Genomic DNA, 19,250 nt, shown 5'->3' on the forward strand with positions numbered 1-19,250 from the left:
CTGGCAGGCAGTAAAAGCACAGGTAATAAAAATGAGTGTAAAACATAAAGTATTTGCCAATTTGTATCAGGACTCCGTCTCCCTGATGCAGGTATCCGCTCAAATCAATAAGCTGCCCGGTATCGAGCAGGCGTCAGTGGTGATGGGAACAGAAACCAACCTGATTCAACTGCGCGACGCCGGTCTGGACAATGGCTGTCAGGCCGGTCCAAACGATCTGATTATTGCCGTCCGTGGTGAAGATGAAGCCTGTGACGAAGCCCTTGCTCTGGCGGAACAACGCCTGAAAAGCAAACCGGAAGAAAGTAACAGCGGTGGCGTACGCCCACCGGTATTAACCAGTCTGGAAATGGCCACAGAAACCGCTGAAGACGCCAATCTGGCGCTCATTTCAGTACCCGGCGATTACGCCGCTGCCGAAGCGATTAAAGCCCTGAATCTGGGCATGAACGTGATGCTGTTCAGCGATAACGTCAGCATGGCGCATGAAAAACAGATCAAACAATTAGCCCGTGAGAAACACCTGTTAGTGATGGGACCTGATTGCGGTACCGCCATTATTAACGGCATGCCGTTAGGATTCGCCAACGTGGTAAAACGCGGCGCTATTGGTGTTGTTGCCGCTTCAGGTACCGGATTACAGGAAGTCAGCTGTCGTATCGATCAACTGGGCGCGGGAATCTCTCAGGCTCTTGGCACCGGTGGACACGACCTGCATGAAGAGATTGGCGGCATTTCTATGCTGTTTGGCGTAGATGCTCTGGCAAACGATCCGGAAACTCAGGTGATCGTACTGATTTCTAAACCTCCTGCTCGCCCGGTGGCAGAACGCATTCTGCAACAGGCGCAAAAAGCCGGTAAACCGGTAGTGGTTAACTTCCTCGGTGCCGACGCGCAAGAGTTTCATACTTCGGGCATTACCTTTGTCCATACTCTGGCCGATGCGGCAGAAGTTGCGGTAGCGCTGCTGAACCAAAAATCCATTCCCGCTTCCGTGGCACAAATTTCCCCTGCGGATGAAAAAGTGCTGGCCGCTGAAAGCGTACACTTACCTGCCCAGCGTCGCGAAATTCGCGGTGTTTTTGCCGGTGGTACTTTCTGCTATGAAGCGCAACTGCTGTGTAAGCAGCAAGGATTCTCAGCCTCTTCCAACACCCCGGTGAAAGGCAATACCCAACTCAGTGATATCTGGCACAGCCAGGGCAACACCATTGTGGATATGGGAGATGACGACTTCACCAACGGTCGCCCTCACCCAATGATCGACCCAACCCTGCGCAATCAGCGTATTCAGGAAGAACTCAGCGATCCAAAAACTGCGGTAATGCTGTTCGATCTGGTTCTGGGTTATGGCGCATCAATGGAACCGGCAGATGAACTGCTGGAGGTTATTGCTCAGGTGCGTGAGAAAGTTGGCGCACAAAACCTGCCGCTGTTAATCGCCCACGTTTGTGGAACCGAAGCCGACCCACAAGTCAGGTCGCGCCAAATTGAAAATTTACGTCAGGCCGGCGTTCTGGTCGCAGGCTGTAATGCACAGGCTGCGCTTTGGGCAAGTTATGTTGCTCGTCAGCAGGCAGAGAAATAATGGAGTCCACAATGAATCAATTATTTAGTCAACCGCTGAAAGTGGTTAACGCAGGTCTGGCAAGCTTTGCTGATAACCTGCAACAGGCCGGTGGTGAAGTGATTAATCTGAGCTGGCAGCCACCCGCCATGGGTAATATTAAAGCGGGTATGGATCTGGCCTGGTTAATGCGCCATCCGCTGGTTGAACAAGCCAACAAGCAGGCATTTGAACAATACCTGAGCGCTCAGCCAGCGCTGGTTGATGTGATGTTCGCCCGTGAAGCTATCAGCGCCATGTCTCAGCGCAAGCTGATTCTGCATTCCGGCCCACCAATTAGCTGGGACAACATGTGCGGCCCGGTAAAGGGTGCCATTATCGGTGCCATTCTGTTTGAAGGCTGGGCCACCAGCCATGAAGCGGCAGAAAAAATGGTACTGGATCATCAAGTGGATCTGGAACCTTGCCACCATTATCAGGCCGTTGGCCCAATGGCCGGTATTATCAGCCCGTCGATGCCGTTGTGGGTGATTGAAAATAAAACCAACGGTGCCCGTTCGTTCAGCAACTTTAACGAAGGCTTGGGCAAAGTATTACGTTTTGGCGCCAACAACGACGAAGTGCTGCAACGTTTACACTGGATGGCCAATGAACTGGCTCCGGCACTGAAAAAAGCCGTTGCCATCTTAGGCGACCTTGAACTGAAACCATTGATGGCGCAGGCGCTGCATATGGGAGATGAAGTTCATAACCGTAATGCGGCAGCGACAGGCCTGTTAATTAAGCGCCTGATTCCAGCCCTGCTGGAAAGCGGCCTGCCGTTAGATCTGATTCAACGCGCCACGGCATTTATTGTCGGCAATGACCACTTCTTCCTCAACCTGTCCATGGCGGCCTGTAAAGCCATGATGGATGCCGCCGCCAACGTACCGTTCAGCTCAATGGTTACCGTGATGGCGCGTAACGGCGTCAACTTTGGTATTCGCCTGTCAGGTACTGGCGACCGCTGGTTCCAGGCTCCCGCCAACCCGGTTGAAGGTCTGTTCTTCCCTGGCTACGGCGTTGAAGATGCCGCCGCCGACTTAGGAGATAGCGCCATTACCGAAACCGCAGGTGTCGGTGGCTTTGCCATGGCGTCCTCTCCGGCCATCGTGAAATTTGTTGGAGGGACGCCGGATGATGCTACCAATAACAGCCGCCGCATGCAGGCCATCACGTTGGGTGGCAACCCGGCCTTTACGCTGCCGGCACTGAACTTCGCACCAACTGCCGCCGGTATTGACGCACGTAAAGTGGTCGATCGCGGCATTCTGCCAGTGATTAACACCGGGATTGCTCACAAACAAGCAGGCGTAGGCCAAATTGGTGCCGGTATTACCACCGCACCGATGCCGGGCTTTGTGGAAGCTATTTCTGCGCTGGCGGAACAGGTCAGACTGTATGAAGAAAAACATCATGAAGGAAAAGCATCATGAGTAAGCCATTAGCCATTGTGGCAGTAGGCGGTAATGCGTTGATTACCGATGATAAACACAACAGCATTCCTGACCAGTATCTGTCAGTAATTGAAAGCGTTAGCCATATTGCCGAAATGATTGAAGCGGGCTGGGACTTAGTGGTGACCCACGGCAACGGACCGCAGGTTGGTTTTATTCTGCGCCGTTCAGAGTTGGCAAAACAGGAAGTGGCTCCGGTACCGTTGGACTATGCAGTTGGTGACACGCAGGGTGCTATTGGTTATATGTTCCAAAAAGCGCTGAATAACGAACTTCAGCGCCGTGGAATTAATAAGCCCGTGGTGACCATTGTGACCCAAACATTGGTCAGCGCCGACGATAAAGCATTTAACAACCCTAGCAAGCCGATTGGTGCCTTTTTTGATGAAACCACAGCCCGTCAGCGTCAGCAGGAACTGAACTGGACCGTGATGGAAGATGCCGGTCGCGGCTGGCGTCGTACCGTGGCTTCTCCTATGCCACAGGAAATCATTGAACATCATGTGATCGCCAGTCTGTTAGCTCAGGGCTGTGTGGTTATCGCCTGCGGTGGCGGCGGTATTCCGGTAGTGCGTGATGCCAAAGGTCAGTTAACCGGCGTTGAAGCTGTTATCGATAAAGATCTGGCATCGGCCCTGTTGGCTCAACAGCTGGAAGCAGACTTACTGCTGATCCCTACCGGTGTGAAGCAGGTTGCGGTCAATTTCGGTCAGCCGGATCAGCGCTGGTTAAGCAACCTGACCATGGCAGAAGCGCAGGAACTTATCGACCAGCAGCAGTTTGGTGCAGGCAGCATGTTGCCAAAAGTAGAGGCCATCATGGGTTTTATTGCTTACAACCAACAGCATGGCAAAACCGGTCGTGGGCTGATTACCAGTCCGGAAGCCATTCGCGATGCGCTGGAGCATAAAACCGGCACCTGGATTACCCCTTAATAAACCAATTTTAAGCCCTGCTCTGGCGGGGCCTTTAAACAGAATAATTATTTAACAGGAGACAACACATGGCGGCAACAACCTTGCTGGCGGTCAACGGCACTCTGATGCGTGGACTGGAACTTAATCCGAATATGCTGAAAGCCGGTGGCGTATTTGTGCGTGAAGATAAAACCGATGCTCACTACCGCATCTGGAGTATTAACGATCGTCACCCTGGCATGATCAGAGTGATGGAAGGCGGTACCTCTGTGTCTCTGGAAATCTGGGAACTTCCTTTGAGTTCATTCGCTGACTTACTGATGAGTGAGCCTGCGGGTTTAGCCATTGGCAAAGTGAAACTGCAAGACGGCAGTGAAGTGCTGGGCGTGCTGGCAGAGCCATGGTTAACCGAAGGACAAAAAGAGATCACTGATTTAGGATGCTGGAGAAAATATACCGGGCATCATCACCTAAGCTAAACGCTATAGCGTAAAGGAATATCGTATGCGCAAAACGAGTGAAAATTTGAACACTGCTTCAGGGCTTCGTATCGCCATGATTTTGCTGGGTATCGCCGTTACACCGGTACTGCTTTCCTCATCCAGCTTAGGTAATCAGTTGTCCGGCTCTGAGTTGATTCAGGTGGTCAGTATTGGCGGATTAATTCTGGCTATTTTGGCGGCTATTACTATCAGCGTTGGCGAAAAGGCACGCTTACCGACCTATGGCATCGTGAAATACGCCTTTGGTGAGAAAGGCGCTATCGCCATTAATATTCTGATGGCGATCAGTCTGTTTGGCTGGATTACCGTTACTGCCAATATGTTTGGTCATTCAGTTCATGATCTGCTGGCGCAGTATGGTTTTAACCTGCCGGTGCCGCTGTTGGTTGCTTTTGGCTGTGTTATTTTTGTTGCTTCAACGGCATTTGGTTTTGAAGTGTTGGGCAAAGTGGCGCAGTTCGCAGTGCCGATTATCGCACTGGTGCTTTGTTATATTCTCTATGTGGCGGTTAACGGTAAAGTGCCGGTGGTTGAGCACCTTAGCTCGATGAATATGGGGGTGGCTATTTCGTCGGTAGTCGGCACCATTATTGTGTTAGTGGCTACTCTGCCGGATTTCGGTAGTTTCGTACATAACCGTAAACATGCCATCATCGCCGCGCTGCTGACCTTCCTGATTGCCTATCCGCTGTTGTACTGGGCTGGCGCAACGCCAAGCGCACTGAGTGGACAAAGCTCTCTGTTAGGGGCAATGGCACTGTTTGGCGCGGTATTACCGGCGGCTATTTTGCTGATTTTTGCTACCGTTACCGGCAACGCAGGCAATATGTTCCAGGGCACGTTGGTGGTTTCCACCCTGCTGGCCCGTTTCCCTAAATGGCAAATCACCGTGGCTTTAGGCGTGCTGGCAGCCATTGTTGGCAGCATGGATATTATGGCGTGGTTTATTCCGTTCCTGTTATTCCTTGGTGTTGCGACACCACCGGTAGCGGGTATCTATATTGCTGACTTCTTTATCTATCGCCGCAATGGTTATGATGAAACGCTGTTGGCTAAAGAATCTCAGATTAAAGTCACCACCTTTGTGGCATGGATTATCGGTTCGCTGGTTGGCTTTATGACCATCAAAGGCATGTTTACCCTGACCACTATTCCATCGGTAGACTCCATTCTGGTGGCCTGTGTATGTTATGCGGTGTTAAGCAAACTCACGTCAGCCAATAAATAAATCTCTGTTCTGTCTGTTCTCACTCCCCGTATCGGGAGTGAGAATACCATCGGTTTAACACAAACGCTGATACCCGGTTGCATCCGCTAATTAACTGCTTCATGATGTTTTTCAACTAATAGCGCCAATCTCCCGCAGGTTTAATATGTTTATTTCTGATGAGACTATTCGTATTGTCCGTCTGGTTGCTGAATATAAAAGCATTACTACCGCCGCAGAACACATTAATAAAGTGCCGTCGGCCATCAGCTATACGGTTAAAAAGCTGGAGGAATCATTTGGCATTGAGCTGTTTATCCGTAAGGGGCGTTATATTGAGCTGACGCCTGCCGGTGAGTATTTTATTCATCACAGTAAAACCATTCTTGACGATCTGGATGCGCTGAAACGCAATACTGCGCTGGTGCATGAAGGGGTTGAGCGTGAGTTGACGGTGGCGGTGAATAATATTGTCGCTCCCGGTGCACTGGTGGAGTTTATCAGTGAGTTTGAGCAGGCATTTCCTTCTACTCAGTTAAAAGTGAATACCGAGGTGTATAACGGCAGTTGGGATGCGCTGTACAGTAAGAAGGCTGATTTAGCCATTGGCGCGCCCCACTCCGTTCCCAGCACCGAGGGGATTATCAGTGCGCCAATCGGGCAAATGGACTGGGACTTTGTGGTTGGTCCGACTCATCCGTTAGCCACTCAGGTTCACCCTTTGCAGAATGCTGAACTGCGGAAATACCCGGCGATTTGTATTCGCGATACGTCGATTAATTTCACCCGGCAGCAGGCGTGGTTACTCGAAGGCCAGAAGCCGGTGTTTGTGCCTGACTTCCATATTGCTATTGATTTAATTCGCCGAAATGTGGGGATTGGTTATATTCCACATCATTTGTGTTTGCCGTTGCTGAACGCCGGGGAGTTGGTGAAGAAGCCGATGCAGGAGCATAAGCATGCTACTCAGATGTTTGTGGCTTATCGTTCGGATGGGATGGGGAAGGTTCGGCAGTGGGCGGCGGAGTTTTTGTTGCGGGCGGAGATGAAGGGGCGGTTGTGTGGCTACTTCTGAGGTTTGGGTAGTTAGATAGTATTAATTAGCTTCTGTGGGTATTCCGGCCGTAAAAGCTTTAACTTAATATCACCATTGTGCTCGGCCGGAAGGGCCATGTACTCAGCTGCGGAGTGCGTCGGGCCTACCTTTCCTACGGGCACTTCGTTGGCTTACGCCAAGTCGACCCCAACGGCGGCCCCTCCCGTCGATTGGCTGTATTTAAGGAGAGATACTTAATCATCTATCTACATCTATAATCTTTTTATCTGCCACCTGAGACATGGTGTTAGTTAGAGCGGTACTTCACACAAACTAAAGTACCGCATGGTTTTATAGTAACGTTTCAACCTCTGATTTCATTTCATCCTCCACACGATAGAGCGCACTAAACAGCGCTTCCATTTTTTCATGCAGGATAAATTGTAGTGACTCTTTTACCGCTGCTTCATTGATGTTGATGACCGCGCAGGTCAGCGCTAAGCATTGTTCTACCAGTTCCAGCGGATCTTTTGGGGTGGAGTCGATAAGTTTAAGCATGACGGCACCCTCCTTTTTTCAGCCAGTTTGCTGAAACAGAGGATCGTTTTTTCGATCCCGATCCGCAATTGGATCTTACTGCGAGTATAAATTCAGAGTGAGTTTGGGTATGCTTCTTCACAGCCATGATGTTATCTCCGATATAACGTTGTGGTGAGAAACCCCGTATGTGTTCGAGCACTGCGGGGTTTCGCTATTTTGGCGACCGGATAAAAAACCGGCAGCCAGAACACAGTATATTTGTACAGGGAGAGGGTCAATGGAGCAGAGCGGGAGTTGATGGGTTAATTTTAAAATGTGGGGATGGTTCGCAAATATTTGAGAATGATGCAAATTATCTGTGATGAAAGAAGCGATTATTAAGCGTTCTTAATGAGGAACTAAACATGATAAAAGTAGTTAGAAAGCGGTAGTTGCTTAATATTAACCCTTACCATATAGTTGTATTATACAACTATATTCAGAGATTAATGCAAATGAGTGCTGAATCAGAAATTATCAAACAGATACGCGTAGCTTCACGTTTGATGGTGCGGGAGCTCGGTTTTATGAGCAATACTCTGGCAGCAACCGAATATTCCCCTTCCGTAGTGCACACATTGCTTGAAGTGGAAAATAAGGGAACAATGACGGCGGCTCAGTTGGTGCAGATCTTAGGGCTTGAGAAGTCCAGCGTCAGCCGTATGTTGGCAAAATTGATCCGTATCGGTGAGCTGGAAGAAACGCCTTCCGCCGAAGATGCGAGGATCAAACGGCTCAGGCTTACGGCACAGGGCAAGAAAACTGTGGCAGAGATTAATAGATACAGTAACCAACGCGTCATTTCCGCACTAAAAAAAATCTCCCCCTATCAACAGCAAGTGGTTTCACAAGGGCTGACATTCTATGCAAATGCTTTGCAAGCCTGTCGGGAAGATACCAACCCAGGCAATCACGGCAGCCTGAAAATCGTTGCCGGATATCATGCGGGAATGATTGGCCGCATCACTGAAATACATGGCACTTTTTACGCCAGAGAATATGATTTCGGCAGTTTTTTTGAAGCCAAAGTATCAGCGAGTCTGGCCGATTTTGCAGGTCGTCTGGATAAGGAATGTAATCAGGTATGGCTGGCGATGCTTAACGACCGTATTGTCGGTTCTGTCGCCATTGATGGTGAAGACCTTGGCAATAATGAAGCACATTTGCGCTGGTTCATCCTCGATGACGGCTGCCGCGGCAGCGGAGCAGGAAGAAAACTGATTGTCGAAGCAATGAAGTTTTGCGATGAAAGAAAGTTTTCTGCAGTTCAACTATGGACATTCAATCAACTCACTGCAGCAAGGCATCTGTACGAATCATTTGGTTTTAAACTGAGCAAAGAATGGCAAGGCGACCAATGGGGGACCAGCATTATGGAGCAGCAGTTTACTCGCCCTGGTCCGATGATTAACCCGTAATTTCTGGCTAATGGGCGTTTGTAGTGATAATCCCGTATGTGTTTAAGCACTGCGGGGTTTCGCTATTTTGGCAGACGGATAAAAAAACCGGCAGCCAGAACACAGTATATTTGTACAGGGAGAGGGTCAATGGAACAGAGGCGGAGTTGGTGGGTTAATTTTAAAATGTGGAATGGTTTGCAAATATTTGAGGGATGGGGGACATGATTGGAGATGAAAGGAGGGATTGTTAATTGATACTGAGATATTGTCGCAAGAGTTTCCATGCGAACTTGATGATGATCTCAATTTGTTAACGTTTAGTGAATTTTAATCTTATCCAGTCTTTCTATCGCCAATACTTGGTGGTTAAAATTATCTATCACATTATACATCTAAAAATATTTACTTCTGATTCGTGCATAGTTCGACCAACACTAATTTAGTACTTATCGCGCAGTCTAAATTGAGAGATTGCATATCAACAGATGAAATTTTCTACTACGACGAAAATTCAGGCTAGAATTTTATTCTTATAATCAATTCATCAATACTTATTCTTTCAATATTATTATTAGCTAAATCAATAACTCCGCTACCATAAAAATAGATTCTAGGAAAAGAATAAAACCTTGTGATTTTTGGACCGATTTCTATGTTCATAAACTCACTGATTATAGCATCTCTATTTTGGTGATAAATACTTGTATCAATATAAAATTCTAGACTGCAGATTCTAAAATTATAAGAATACTCAAAAGCATATTTATTATCTGGCAGTTTATATCCTGAATAGATTGAAGAATCTTCAGTTCCTTCTATAACATCAAACTCAAATTCTTTACATAACTTTATTATTGTCCCATTAAATCCAGATGATTCATATAAAGAAGCACAATCATCTAAACTTAGATCTTCCATATAAACAGGAGTATAAGACTCAAACTCACTCTCAATATTCTCTAAGAATTTCTCTTTTATTTTCTCAATATCCTCATGTGAGAAACTATGTAATTCTTGATCAACATGCTCAGTTATAAACTCACTTAATGAGCTATAGATAAAAAATTTATTTTGCAACTCAAGATTGAATAAATCTTCTATTAAGTCAGAATGAAACTCTTTTTTTTCTTTCATTGGAGACATAAAGTCATGTGAGTTATTCGTAATAAATATAACCTTATCGTTTACTTTATTCCTATATAAGTATTGCGTTAATCCATTCCAGATCAACGCATCCCTATAACCTTTTTCATTATCTCTAAATGGTCTCTTGGAAAAAATAGCTTTATCTAGTAATAGGTCATTGTCAATATATGATGATGAGATAACACACGTATTTGGAAATATTTTTAATAATTCATCTTCAAAATTAAATTTTTTAATTTCATTATTCAAACTATCAATAGAAAATTCACTCCCTGTAAATCTCTTGACTCGCCCTTCCAGTTGGAGAATATCTTTTTCTAGCTTTTTAATTTCTTCGTTGTACTTATTTTGAGTTTCTTTAATAATAACAAAGGGTATCAAAAGTTTATTTTCAGATGTATTTTTAATAAAATTAGACAAAACTTGGAACATAGCACTAGACATCTTCCAATTATTATAAAATATGTTTGTATCAATTAATATTAACATTTTTATCCCTTCTATTCCCTTGGATAGAACTATTCGCTCTTAAATGACCTCATAACACTACCGTTTGAAATGTGTAAATATGAGTAGAAAGTCGTCTATTATGCTTCAATTCGAGGTTCATATAAGTGAGCTATAAATTATTTTGTCAAAAATTTATATTAGAAACAAAGCAATAAAAATTTATACCCCGTCGCTCTCTGAGGGTATACATCTGTAAGCAGCTTTAAATTTCAAAACCAATTACTGATTCGATGGTATCCACACGACAGTGAAGTATACTTCCCTTGATAGTTAACTTGCACAAATTCGTTATAACGAAGATGCTGATTTGCCTAGTTCAAGATTGATTCCGTGGTCTGGACAGCCCCCATTTAGGGACAATCTAAACCCTCATAACAGTAAAAACTACTAATATAGATGCGATAAAAAAACCAAAAAACGTAATTCAGCCCAATTGACTACAAGATACTGGCAACTACTCCAAATCACCGCGTATTTTCTATAAACTAACCCCCAAATCACCACATCAAATCATCCGGCACCTTAAAGTCAGCATACGGATCTTCCTCATCCAACTCTTCCTGACTAAGCACACTATTCAACACAATACTGTCTGCATCACGTTGTGCAATCTTATCCGCCACACTCGCAGGAATAATCGCATATTGATTCTCGCCATTACCATCAACCACCAAACGAGCAATAGCCAGACGACCACTAATCAACTGCGCCTGAGTCAGCTTATCCACAGTCACTCTTTTAATTAAATTGTCATCCGTGAAGTTAAAATCAATATCGCCTTTTGAAATGTTGATTCTGTTCATTTCAATCAGCTGTTTCACCTGAGCTTTATATTCTTTAGATAACGCAGCCTGTTTTTGTTGTTCGCTTAGCTGCTTATCACGCTCAAGCTGAGCCTTTTTATTCTCTTCCACTGCCTCTCTTGCTTCACGCGCCTGAACCCGTGATTTCTTAGCCGTTCGCTGAACTTTGGCCATCTTTTTGCTGTTTACTAATCCTGCTTTTAGCAGTTGCTCTTGTAAGGTGAGTTTTGTCATTTTCGTTTCTAAACCAATTGAAAAATTTGTGGGATTATACCTGTAATCATTGAAGCTGTACCAGATTACAGGACCTTATTGCTGTATGGTTTGAGTTTGCAAAACACTATCAGAGGCAGGCGCAGCGTTATAGCCAGGAAGGAAATATCATAGAAACTACCAGAACATGATTTCAATCTTTAAACGTTGCATATCTTATTAGAACCGAAATAAAGGGCGGATCAAAAAATCAGCCCATTACCCCCTAACACCGCAAAAACACCAACGGCGCACAAGCATCCGGATGCGTCGACACCCGCAAATCCGCGTGATACAGGTCGCTTAACATCGACTCATTCAGCACTTCATCCGGCGTGCCGTTAGCGATAATTCGCCCCTGATCCAGCAGAATCATACGGTCGGCATACAGAGAGGCCAGATTCAAATCATGCAGCACACAACAAACGTTAAAGTTGTCCTCTTTCACCAGTTTTTTCAGCAATCGAAACAGCTGCTGCTGGTAGTGAACATCCAGCGCGGAAGTGGGTTCATCTAAAAATAGCCACTTGGGTTTATCCCGGTTTTGCCACAGCTGTGCCAACAAACGCGCCAGCTGTACCCGCTGCTGTTCACCACCAGAGAGCTGGGAATAGTTACGTTTCGCCAGATTCTCACAGGAGCACAACGCCATAATCTGAGCCAGTGACTTGTCCCGCTCAGCGTTTTTCTGGGCGTGAAAACCCATTTCTATCACCTCTTTCACGCTGAAAGGAAAGGTCATACCGGAGTTTTGCCGCATCACCGCCCGCGCTTTTGCCAGCTCTTTTACCGACCATTGTTTTAACGGTTTACCAAACAGCAAACACTGTCCTGAGGTGGGTTGCAGATAACCGGTCAACTGCCGCAGCAAGGTTGATTTTCCTGCGCCATTAGGGCCAAGGATCGCCACAATCTCGCCCCCCGGCAGCGTTAAAGAAACGTTATCCGTGAGTTTTCGATGGTGAACGCTATACACCAGATTTTGCGCTTCAATCACGTGCCGACCTCCGGGTGCGTAGGATTAACCATAAGAAATAAGGGCCACCAATCAGACTGGTAAGCAACCCCACCGGCATTTCAGCCGGTTGAACCACGGTGCGTGCCAGCGTGTCCGCCAGCAAAAGTAAGCAGGCTCCGCCTAATGCAGAGCACGGCAACAGCCAGCGATGATTGGCGCCAATACTCATACGAATCAAATGAGGAATAACCAAACCAATAAAACCAATAATGCCGCTTACCGCAACGGTGGAACCAACCAGTAGCGAACAGAGGATAAGCAGCACCTGACGTTTACGTTTTACATTCAGCCCTAAGTAGTGCGCCTCTTCATCCCCTAATTGCAGCAGATTCAGCGTGTGTGCGTTATACCAGGTCAGCACCATCGCCGGAATCGCCAGAGAAGCAGCAATCGCCAGCGTTGACCACTGTGCCTGACCTAAGCTTCCCATCATCCACAAGGTCAGTTGACGCAGCTGCTGTTCATCACCGATATAGCTAAGTACGCCAATCGATGCGCCGCACAGGGCATTGATGGCGATCCCGGCCAATAATAGATACATCATGCCATTCTGGCCGGCGTCTCCACTCAAAAAGAAGATCACCAGACAGATAAGAAAGCTGCCAATAACGGCAAAAAACATCTGTTCATACAGTACCAGTGCCGCCGGTAGCGCCACAGGGAACACAATAATGATACCTACCATCAGCGCCGAGCCGCTGCTCACGCCTAACAGTCCGGGGTCCGCCATTGGGTTACGAAATAACCCCTGCATCACTACCCCGGCCATCGCCAATGCAGAACCCACCAAAACCGCCAGCAGCACTCTGGGTAAACGAATATTGAGCCAGATATCCCGGTAATACTCTTTGAGTTCTGCATCCCATAATGCGGAAAACGTCAGATTTATTGCCCCCAAATTGGTGGCACACAGTGTTAATACAATAAGAAAAACCACCAATCCCCAGAAAAACTGGGGAGAAGAGAGTGAATAATTCATCACTCAATATCTCCATGACATACAAGAAGTTCCGCGCCATAACGGCGCGGTATTTTTATTTATTGGTTACAGGCGTTAACTCCGGCTGCACTAAACTGTAAGTCTGGTTGTTAAGAGAAGTTCCCGCCAGCAGCTGTTGAACCACTTTTGCCACATCACTACGGTAGACAAACCCGTGAACTTCCTGATGCTGATAAAGCTGAGCCAGACCCGTTGCAGTACCGTTCAGCAAGCCACCCGGGCGTACAATGGCAAAATCCAGCGCACTGGTTTGTAACCAGATTTCAGCTAACGATTTCTCACGCACCGCCTGCCCGAATGCAGCTCTTGCCCGCTGAGACAAGGTTGGCCAGCTATCGCCACAGCCTAATGAGGTCACCATCACCATTTGTGACAATTCGCATTTTTCAGCAGTATCAATAATAATACGATGAGCCAGATAATCCTGTGCGCCACCAAGGGTGGAGATAATCGCCGCAGATTCTCCAGCGGCCTGACAGGCTTGCTCAACGGCATGCGGATCGCTGGCGTCTCCTTCAATCACCGTTACGCCCTGCTCCCGCAGGCGCTGAGCGGCATCCGGCTTACGCACTAACGCCACGACCGAACGCCCCTCAGCAAGCGCCAGCTCAAGTACACCCGCGCCAACACCGCTACCACCGGCACCAAAAATTAACCAGGGCTTCACGCTGGCACCTTTTCCAGTTGAGCCGCCAGTGCGCGGAATGCGACTACCTGATCTTCCAACAGTTGACGGTGGTCGTCACGACCAAGGAAGATTTTGAACATCGCGCTGCCGGACTCGTTCAGGAACAGAATAGAGGCGGTATCCATTCCCATAAACTGACGCTCAATCAGCGCGATATGTTTGCAGTTTTCTGCTTTGATGTGTCCGGTCATACCCTGTTTGCCGCGCAGGTTGAAGTAACCATGACGGTGAAAACCCGATGGCAGCTCGCCGGTAAACTCCAGAATCACATCCGAGGTATGAACCAGGGTGGTGACTTTGCCCCACTCTACCGCGGCATCCCACACCGCATCAAACTGGTCACCGCTCACCAGCGTACGCACCGGTAAGTGCTCAATCACGTCCAGCAGCGTAGTATTAAATTGGCCTGCGATAGCTTCCAGCGTGCCATCGGGATTGGTTTTCATTAATTCATGTAATTCAGCGTTCATGCTCATTCCTTATTGATATTGCCAGTCAATTATTGCTTCGCGTTAAGTTCTAAAATCAGTTCCTGCAGGGATTGCAGTAAATTGCTTGCCCAGAAACGACCTTCATTGGTCAGCCGTAAGCAGGTGGAGGTGTCAAACGACAGGCCGGACTGATGCCACTGTTCCAGCAGCGGTAATAAAACCTCAGAGTGAGGAGTTAGTGTGTCCAGCGGAACACGCCCCACTTCAATACCGGCTTGAAGATCGTGCCGCCATTGATATTGGGTATCGGTGCTTTGGGTCATCATCATCAGTGGCTTGGTGCCGTTTTCAATGCCCTGAAAATAGCTATCAAGATTGCGTTCCACCATCCAGGAGTGCCCATTTACTGAGCCACCACCGCCGGAACCAAAGGCCAGACAGTCTGCCCCGCGCTTGATCAGCAGGTTATACAGATTCCGTTCCCGCGTGGTGCGCCCCCAGTGGCTGTTACTGTTACTGATACTGTGCCAGCCATTCTGGTTCATAAAATCCCATCCCTGAAGGTAGAAATCACGTCGTTCCGCCGGTGTTGGTACGGTGATGCGCTTGTTTTCCACCGCTTTGCCTAAGGTGGTATTTGGCAGCAGATTTAACGCATACAGATCGACACCATCCAAACCGATATCGCGCACCGTGGCTAAATCTTCTGCCCAACTTTTCGTGTCCTGCCCCGGTAAACCAAACAGTAAATCACATACCACGGCAGCACGATCCCGTCGGCATAAGCCTTCCATAAAACGCCGGGCTTCCGGGCCATCAGAGGTACGCGCCATGCGCTTACGAATTTCACTGTTAAAGGTTTGAATACCGATAGAGAAACGGTTTGCTCCCGCATCCAGACAGGCATCAATCCGCTCATCATCAAAATTGAGCACCCGTCCTTCAATGGTAATTTCGCAGTCAGGTGCCAGCGGCAAGCGCTGACGCAGCGTGGTGATAATGCGCGCTAAATCTTTGGCCGCCAGCGCTGATGGTGTTCCGCCGCCAAAATAGACCGCATGTATCGGTGCCGATTGATGCCAAGGACTGTCTGCTTCCATCTCAATTTCACGCAGCAGCGCATCGGTATATTTGGTGCAGTGATCTTCATCGTATCGGTTTTGATAAAAGCCACAAAAACTACAGTGGGTAGCGCAAAAAGGGATATGAAGATAGACCAATCTCTTGCGTGGAGGGGTGATGGTATTTACCAGCGCATTCCAGGCCGTGGCCTGCTGTTCCTTGGGAATTGGCATTGCGCTGCGCCAGGGCATCATGGCGCGGCGATCGCGAAAAGGTTGAGAACCTGGTAGGGCAAAATGAGGAGTAAAATCCGGCTGTGGCAATTTCATTGTAGCGTCTTTCACGGTTATTTTAAGTTGTACTGGCAATGAGTTAGTTAATACTGACTAACCCATTGCCAGCGTAAGTAAAAGCTAAGGGCTATTGGGATAAAGCTGTTGATGCAGTTGCTCTACCGCTTCAACAACCCGTGGCCCCATCCCCAGAATCAACGACTGATCCACCTCGATAATGCGCTGGTTTTTCCAGGCTGCCGTGCGGCTAATTCCCGCGATATTACCGAGCTGCTTTCTTTGGGCTTCAGATGCCATGCTCTGAGACGTGACCACAATAGCGTCAGGATTTGCAGCAATAATGGCTTCACCGCTGTAAGACTTGTACTGCTCATGAGTAGCAACATTATTGCCTCCTGCCAGTTTCAGTACCGCTTCAGCAACACTGCCAGCTCCGGCAACCTGAGGTGAATTACCGCCCACGGAGAGTAGGAACATCACCCGAACCGGCTGTTTCTGTTGCGCGTTACTTTTAGCAACGCTATCTAAACGGGTTTGAATACCGTTAATCAGCGCTTCGCCCTGTTCTGAGTGCTTTAGCTCTTTAGATAAAGTACGAATATTTTCGTACATACGTTCAATAGTGGCTGGGGTACGCGGCAGGGTCAGAACCTTCACGTTATGCTTTGACAACTGCTCCATCACCAGTTTTGGCCCGGCATCTTCCCAGGATATAAAGGTGGTTGGGCGCAGAGAGAGAATTCCCTCTACGTTCAGCTGTTTCCAGTATCCTATTTGTGGCAATTGCTTTGTCTCTGGCGGATAAAACGTGGTCTGGTCAACACCAACCACCCGATCGCCAGCACCAATGGCGTACACCAGTTCCGACAGTGAGCCCCCGGCAATCACCAGCTTCTCTTCTGCGGCGACCTGACCGAAAAGAAACAGCGCAAAAATAGTGGTAATCAATCGCTTGGTTATCATCATCAGAATGTCCACGTCAGACCAACCGCGGCATTAATTCCCGCAGCCGGAATAGATTCATGAGCGGTTTGATAGCGTTTATCGGTGAGGTTATTCAGTTCAAGGTTTACCTGATATTGATTCTCCGGGCCAAACTCACTGTTAAATGCCAGATTGAGCGTTGCCCATCCCGGATATTTCTGGGTAGTGGTGCCGGTATTGTCGGTGGCTTTTGATGCCGCACGAATATACAGATCGGAAGTCAGATCCAGTGCGCTCAGTGGCAATTGGTACTTAACGCCGAAACGTCCGGTTACGCTGGGTTCACCGGTATCCCAGGTTTTCATATCCTGCCCAATAAACTGACGGCGCAGGATATTACCGCTGGCATACGGAGCAACCGACCAGCCGTTATACTCGGCAGATAATTCCATACCGTAGATTTTGGCACGATCGACGTTGTCATAGTAATAGTAATCCGCACGAGCCGAGCTGCTGTTGCCCTTACAAATGCTTTGGCCGGAACAGGCGATAGAAGCGATATAGTCTTTGGCTTCTGAGTAATAGACTGCACCATCCACGTACCACATATTGCCGTTATAACGGGCGCCAATTTCGAAGTTATTGGAGTGCTCGGCATCCAGATTTTGATTACCGTAGGTCATACCACCACCGGCGGAAGTATCCATAAATAGCTGGGCAACCGTTGGGAATACATAGCCCTGAGCAAATGCCATTCTTAATTCAGTATTTTCAAAACCGGAATAACGCAGGCTGGTTGAGGTAACAAAGGCACTATCGCTGACAGAGCGGCTATCCAGCGTGGTAAAGCTGTTGCCTGAAATAGAATGAGAAGCGCTTTCATTGCCGCTTTTCAGTTCCGACTCCAGCCAGTATTGACGGGCTCCCAGCGTCCATGTCCAGTTATCACTCAGCTTCCACTCATCCTGACCAAATATCGACCAGTTAGTTTGTTCAGACTTACTGTTAGCCTGGGTGTTTTTGGTATAGTTCACCGCCGCCGGGAAACCTCTGGAGCTGCTGGATTCAGTTTTACCAACTGATTCCTGCGTGACTTTATCCTGCTGGAACTGCGCTCCCAGCACCAGACTATTATTCTCAGAAAGTGAGAAGTTTGATTGTAGCGTCATACCGTAAGTTTTTTGCTCATCTTCAGTGCGGGTCTGGTTGGCAACGCTTAGATTGCCAATCATTGGGCTACCGCTGGGGGTCACCACTTTCACTTTATTCTTAAAGTCACGTTCAAGTTTCTGCGTATAGCCATCAAGATGAATACTCTTCAGATATTCGCCGTCTACCGCGAAGTCATAAAACAACCCGACTTTTTCGCGTTCCAGCTTAGGAATGGCGACACTGAATTCCTCGTAGGAGTCATCATCCAGATAGGTTTGAGTGGATAACTTGTAGCGATCCAAAGACAGGCCAAATTTATGTTTATCCAGCGTATAGCCTAACCACACCCCCTGACTGTTATTTTCAAATCCGGTATCCGGTAAACGCCCGTCCGGTGTGTCGCGATCGCCGTGATCGGCGTAGCTGCCGTTAACACGATAGTCAAAGTTACCCAAGCTGCCCTGAAGGTTAGCCGATTCACGCCAGCCCTTGGTAGCCGAGTCATAAACCGCTTTCACCGTACCACCAATCGGGCTATCGCCCCCTTTACGGGTGATAAAGTTCACTACGCCGCCAATAGCTTGCGAGCCGTAGAGCACCGAATAGGGGCCTTTCACCACTTCGATACGTTCCAGAGAGGAGTCATCAATCAGAATACCCGGACCAAAGTTCTGCCCTGCCCGTTGATAAGTCACTTCCTGTCCATCAATCAGAATCAATACTCGTGAAGAAGCTTCACCACGAATACGAATTTGCTTGCGCCCCGCCAGTGCATTGTCGGTGACTTCAACACCCGGAATATCCTGTAGTTCATCAGCCAGAGATGAACGTGTGGATTTTTCCAACTGTTCGCTGTTGATCACCTGAATAGTTGCCGGGCTGTTCCACAGAGAGGTTTCTGAACGCGTGGCGGTTACTACCATTTCATTTTTTTCTTCAGCAACAGATGAACCAGAAGTTGAAGGCGTTGCAGCCGTTGCGCTTTGAATAACCAAAAGAGATAAAGAGGAAAGTAAAAAGTAACCGTTCCCTGTACGTAATGCCATGCTTAAACTTTAATAAGAATGATTGTTATTATCGTTATAGTTTACATTAGCATTCGTAATCAGATCCATACCAAAAGATATCAATCAAATGCATGATTGACTTGCATCAACAAAATTAGTGGGTTTTATCAAGGAATTGAGGTATCGATCAAACTTTCTGACCAGGTCATATTAGCCAGAATTTAAATATGGACGGGATGTTTTAGACCTCCAACATAGT

At 47.5% G+C, this 19,250-nt stretch carries 17 protein-coding genes; 7 read left to right on the forward strand and 10 right to left on the reverse strand.

Annotated features, from left to right (window positions below):
* Nucleotides 1–31: 31 nt before the first annotated feature.
* The 6 genes from fdrA to GOL65_RS09010 all read left to right on the forward strand — a co-directional run bounded on the left by fdrA (nucleotide 32) and on the right by GOL65_RS09010 (nucleotide 6,765).
* Entirely contained in the window at nucleotides 32–1,588 is a 1,557-nt protein-coding gene (gene fdrA / locus GOL65_RS08985; protein WP_140920907.1) for an acyl-CoA synthetase FdrA, read from the forward strand.
* A gap of 11 nt (nucleotides 1,589–1,599) precedes the next feature.
* Nucleotides 1,600–3,042 carry a YlbE family protein gene (locus GOL65_RS08990; RefSeq protein ID WP_140920908.1) on the forward strand — a complete coding sequence of 481 codons (1,443 nt, stop codon included), beginning with the start codon at nucleotides 1,600–1,602 and terminating at the stop codon, nucleotides 3,040–3,042.
* Nucleotides 3,039–3,998 carry a carbamate kinase gene (arcC, locus tag GOL65_RS08995; protein ID WP_140920909.1) on the forward strand — a complete coding sequence of 320 codons (960 nt, stop codon included), beginning with the start codon at nucleotides 3,039–3,041 and terminating at the stop codon, nucleotides 3,996–3,998. The genes GOL65_RS08990 and arcC overlap by 4 nt, the downstream gene beginning before the upstream one ends.
* A gap of 68 nt (nucleotides 3,999–4,066) precedes the next feature.
* Nucleotides 4,067–4,459 (forward strand): allophanate hydrolase-related protein, encoded by a 393-nt coding sequence (locus tag GOL65_RS09000; RefSeq protein ID WP_108901462.1) that lies wholly within the window; start codon nucleotides 4,067–4,069, stop codon nucleotides 4,457–4,459.
* 25 nt (nucleotides 4,460–4,484) lie between these two features.
* The gene (locus GOL65_RS09005) at nucleotides 4,485–5,711 is read left to right on the forward strand and encodes a cytosine permease (protein ID WP_140920910.1); all 1,227 of its coding nucleotides are present in this window, start codon (nucleotides 4,485–4,487) and stop codon (nucleotides 5,709–5,711) included.
* 145 nt (nucleotides 5,712–5,856) lie between these two features.
* Nucleotides 5,857–6,765, forward strand: coding sequence for a LysR substrate-binding domain-containing protein (locus tag GOL65_RS09010; protein ID WP_130590550.1), 909 nt, complete (start codon nucleotides 5,857–5,859; stop codon nucleotides 6,763–6,765).
* Nucleotides 6,766–7,077: 312 nt separating this feature from the next.
* On the opposite strand, the gene GOL65_RS09015 is transcribed toward GOL65_RS09010, so the two are convergent.
* Complete coding sequence (locus tag GOL65_RS09015; RefSeq protein WP_140920911.1) at nucleotides 7,078–7,284, reverse strand: hypothetical protein; 207 nt, start codon at nucleotides 7,282–7,284, stop codon at nucleotides 7,078–7,080.
* A gap of 476 nt (nucleotides 7,285–7,760) precedes the next feature.
* Between GOL65_RS09015 and GOL65_RS09020 the strand changes: the two genes are divergently transcribed.
* Nucleotides 7,761–8,723 (forward strand): bifunctional helix-turn-helix transcriptional regulator/GNAT family N-acetyltransferase, encoded by a 963-nt coding sequence (locus GOL65_RS09020; RefSeq protein ID WP_140920912.1) that lies wholly within the window; start codon nucleotides 7,761–7,763, stop codon nucleotides 8,721–8,723.
* 498 nt (nucleotides 8,724–9,221) lie between these two features.
* On the opposite strand, the gene GOL65_RS09025 is transcribed toward GOL65_RS09020, so the two are convergent.
* The 9 genes from GOL65_RS09025 to GOL65_RS09065 all read right to left on the reverse strand — a co-directional run bounded on the left by GOL65_RS09025 (nucleotide 9,222) and on the right by GOL65_RS09065 (nucleotide 19,030).
* On the reverse strand, nucleotides 9,222–10,340 hold the full coding sequence (locus tag GOL65_RS09025; RefSeq protein ID WP_140920913.1) for a PIN domain-containing protein: 1,119 nt from the start codon (nucleotides 10,338–10,340) through the stop codon (nucleotides 9,222–9,224).
* A gap of 518 nt (nucleotides 10,341–10,858) precedes the next feature.
* The gene (locus GOL65_RS09030) at nucleotides 10,859–11,398 is read right to left on the reverse strand and encodes a DUF2058 domain-containing protein (RefSeq protein ID WP_140920914.1); all 540 of its coding nucleotides are present in this window, start codon (nucleotides 11,396–11,398) and stop codon (nucleotides 10,859–10,861) included.
* A gap of 244 nt (nucleotides 11,399–11,642) precedes the next feature.
* On the reverse strand, nucleotides 11,643–12,413 hold the full coding sequence (locus tag GOL65_RS09035) for a heme ABC transporter ATP-binding protein (protein WP_140920915.1): 771 nt from the start codon (nucleotides 12,411–12,413) through the stop codon (nucleotides 11,643–11,645).
* On the reverse strand, nucleotides 12,406–13,416 hold the full coding sequence (locus GOL65_RS09040; RefSeq protein WP_218652020.1) for a FecCD family ABC transporter permease: 1,011 nt from the start codon (nucleotides 13,414–13,416) through the stop codon (nucleotides 12,406–12,408). Before GOL65_RS09040 ends, GOL65_RS09035 begins: the two co-directional genes overlap by 8 nt.
* Before the next feature lie 52 nt (nucleotides 13,417–13,468).
* Nucleotides 13,469–14,101: an NAD(P)H-binding protein gene (locus tag GOL65_RS09045; protein ID WP_140920916.1), complete on the reverse strand. Its 633-nt coding sequence runs from the start codon at nucleotides 14,099–14,101 to the stop codon at nucleotides 13,469–13,471.
* Nucleotides 14,098–14,592, reverse strand: coding sequence for a heme utilization cystosolic carrier protein HutX (gene hutX / locus GOL65_RS09050; RefSeq protein ID WP_140920917.1), 495 nt, complete (start codon nucleotides 14,590–14,592; stop codon nucleotides 14,098–14,100). Before hutX ends, GOL65_RS09045 begins: the two co-directional genes overlap by 4 nt.
* A gap of 29 nt (nucleotides 14,593–14,621) precedes the next feature.
* On the reverse strand, nucleotides 14,622–15,944 hold the full coding sequence (gene hutW / locus GOL65_RS09055) for a heme anaerobic degradation radical SAM methyltransferase ChuW/HutW (protein WP_140920918.1): 1,323 nt from the start codon (nucleotides 15,942–15,944) through the stop codon (nucleotides 14,622–14,624).
* An 84-nt stretch (nucleotides 15,945–16,028) separates the two neighbouring features.
* A complete protein-coding gene (locus GOL65_RS09060) occupies nucleotides 16,029–16,874 on the reverse strand; it encodes a heme/hemin ABC transporter substrate-binding protein (RefSeq protein WP_140920919.1) in 846 nt (281 codons plus the stop codon).
* Nucleotides 16,874–19,030: a TonB-dependent receptor plug domain-containing protein gene (locus tag GOL65_RS09065; protein WP_140920920.1), complete on the reverse strand. Its 2,157-nt coding sequence runs from the start codon at nucleotides 19,028–19,030 to the stop codon at nucleotides 16,874–16,876. Before GOL65_RS09065 ends, GOL65_RS09060 begins: the two co-directional genes overlap by 1 nt.
* Nucleotides 19,031–19,250 lie beyond the last annotated feature (220 nt).

Origin of the sequence: Limnobaculum xujianqingii (genome assembly GCF_013394855.1) — a bacterium.
GTDB classification, from domain to species: domain Bacteria; phylum Pseudomonadota; class Gammaproteobacteria; order Enterobacterales; family Enterobacteriaceae; genus Limnobaculum; species Limnobaculum xujianqingii.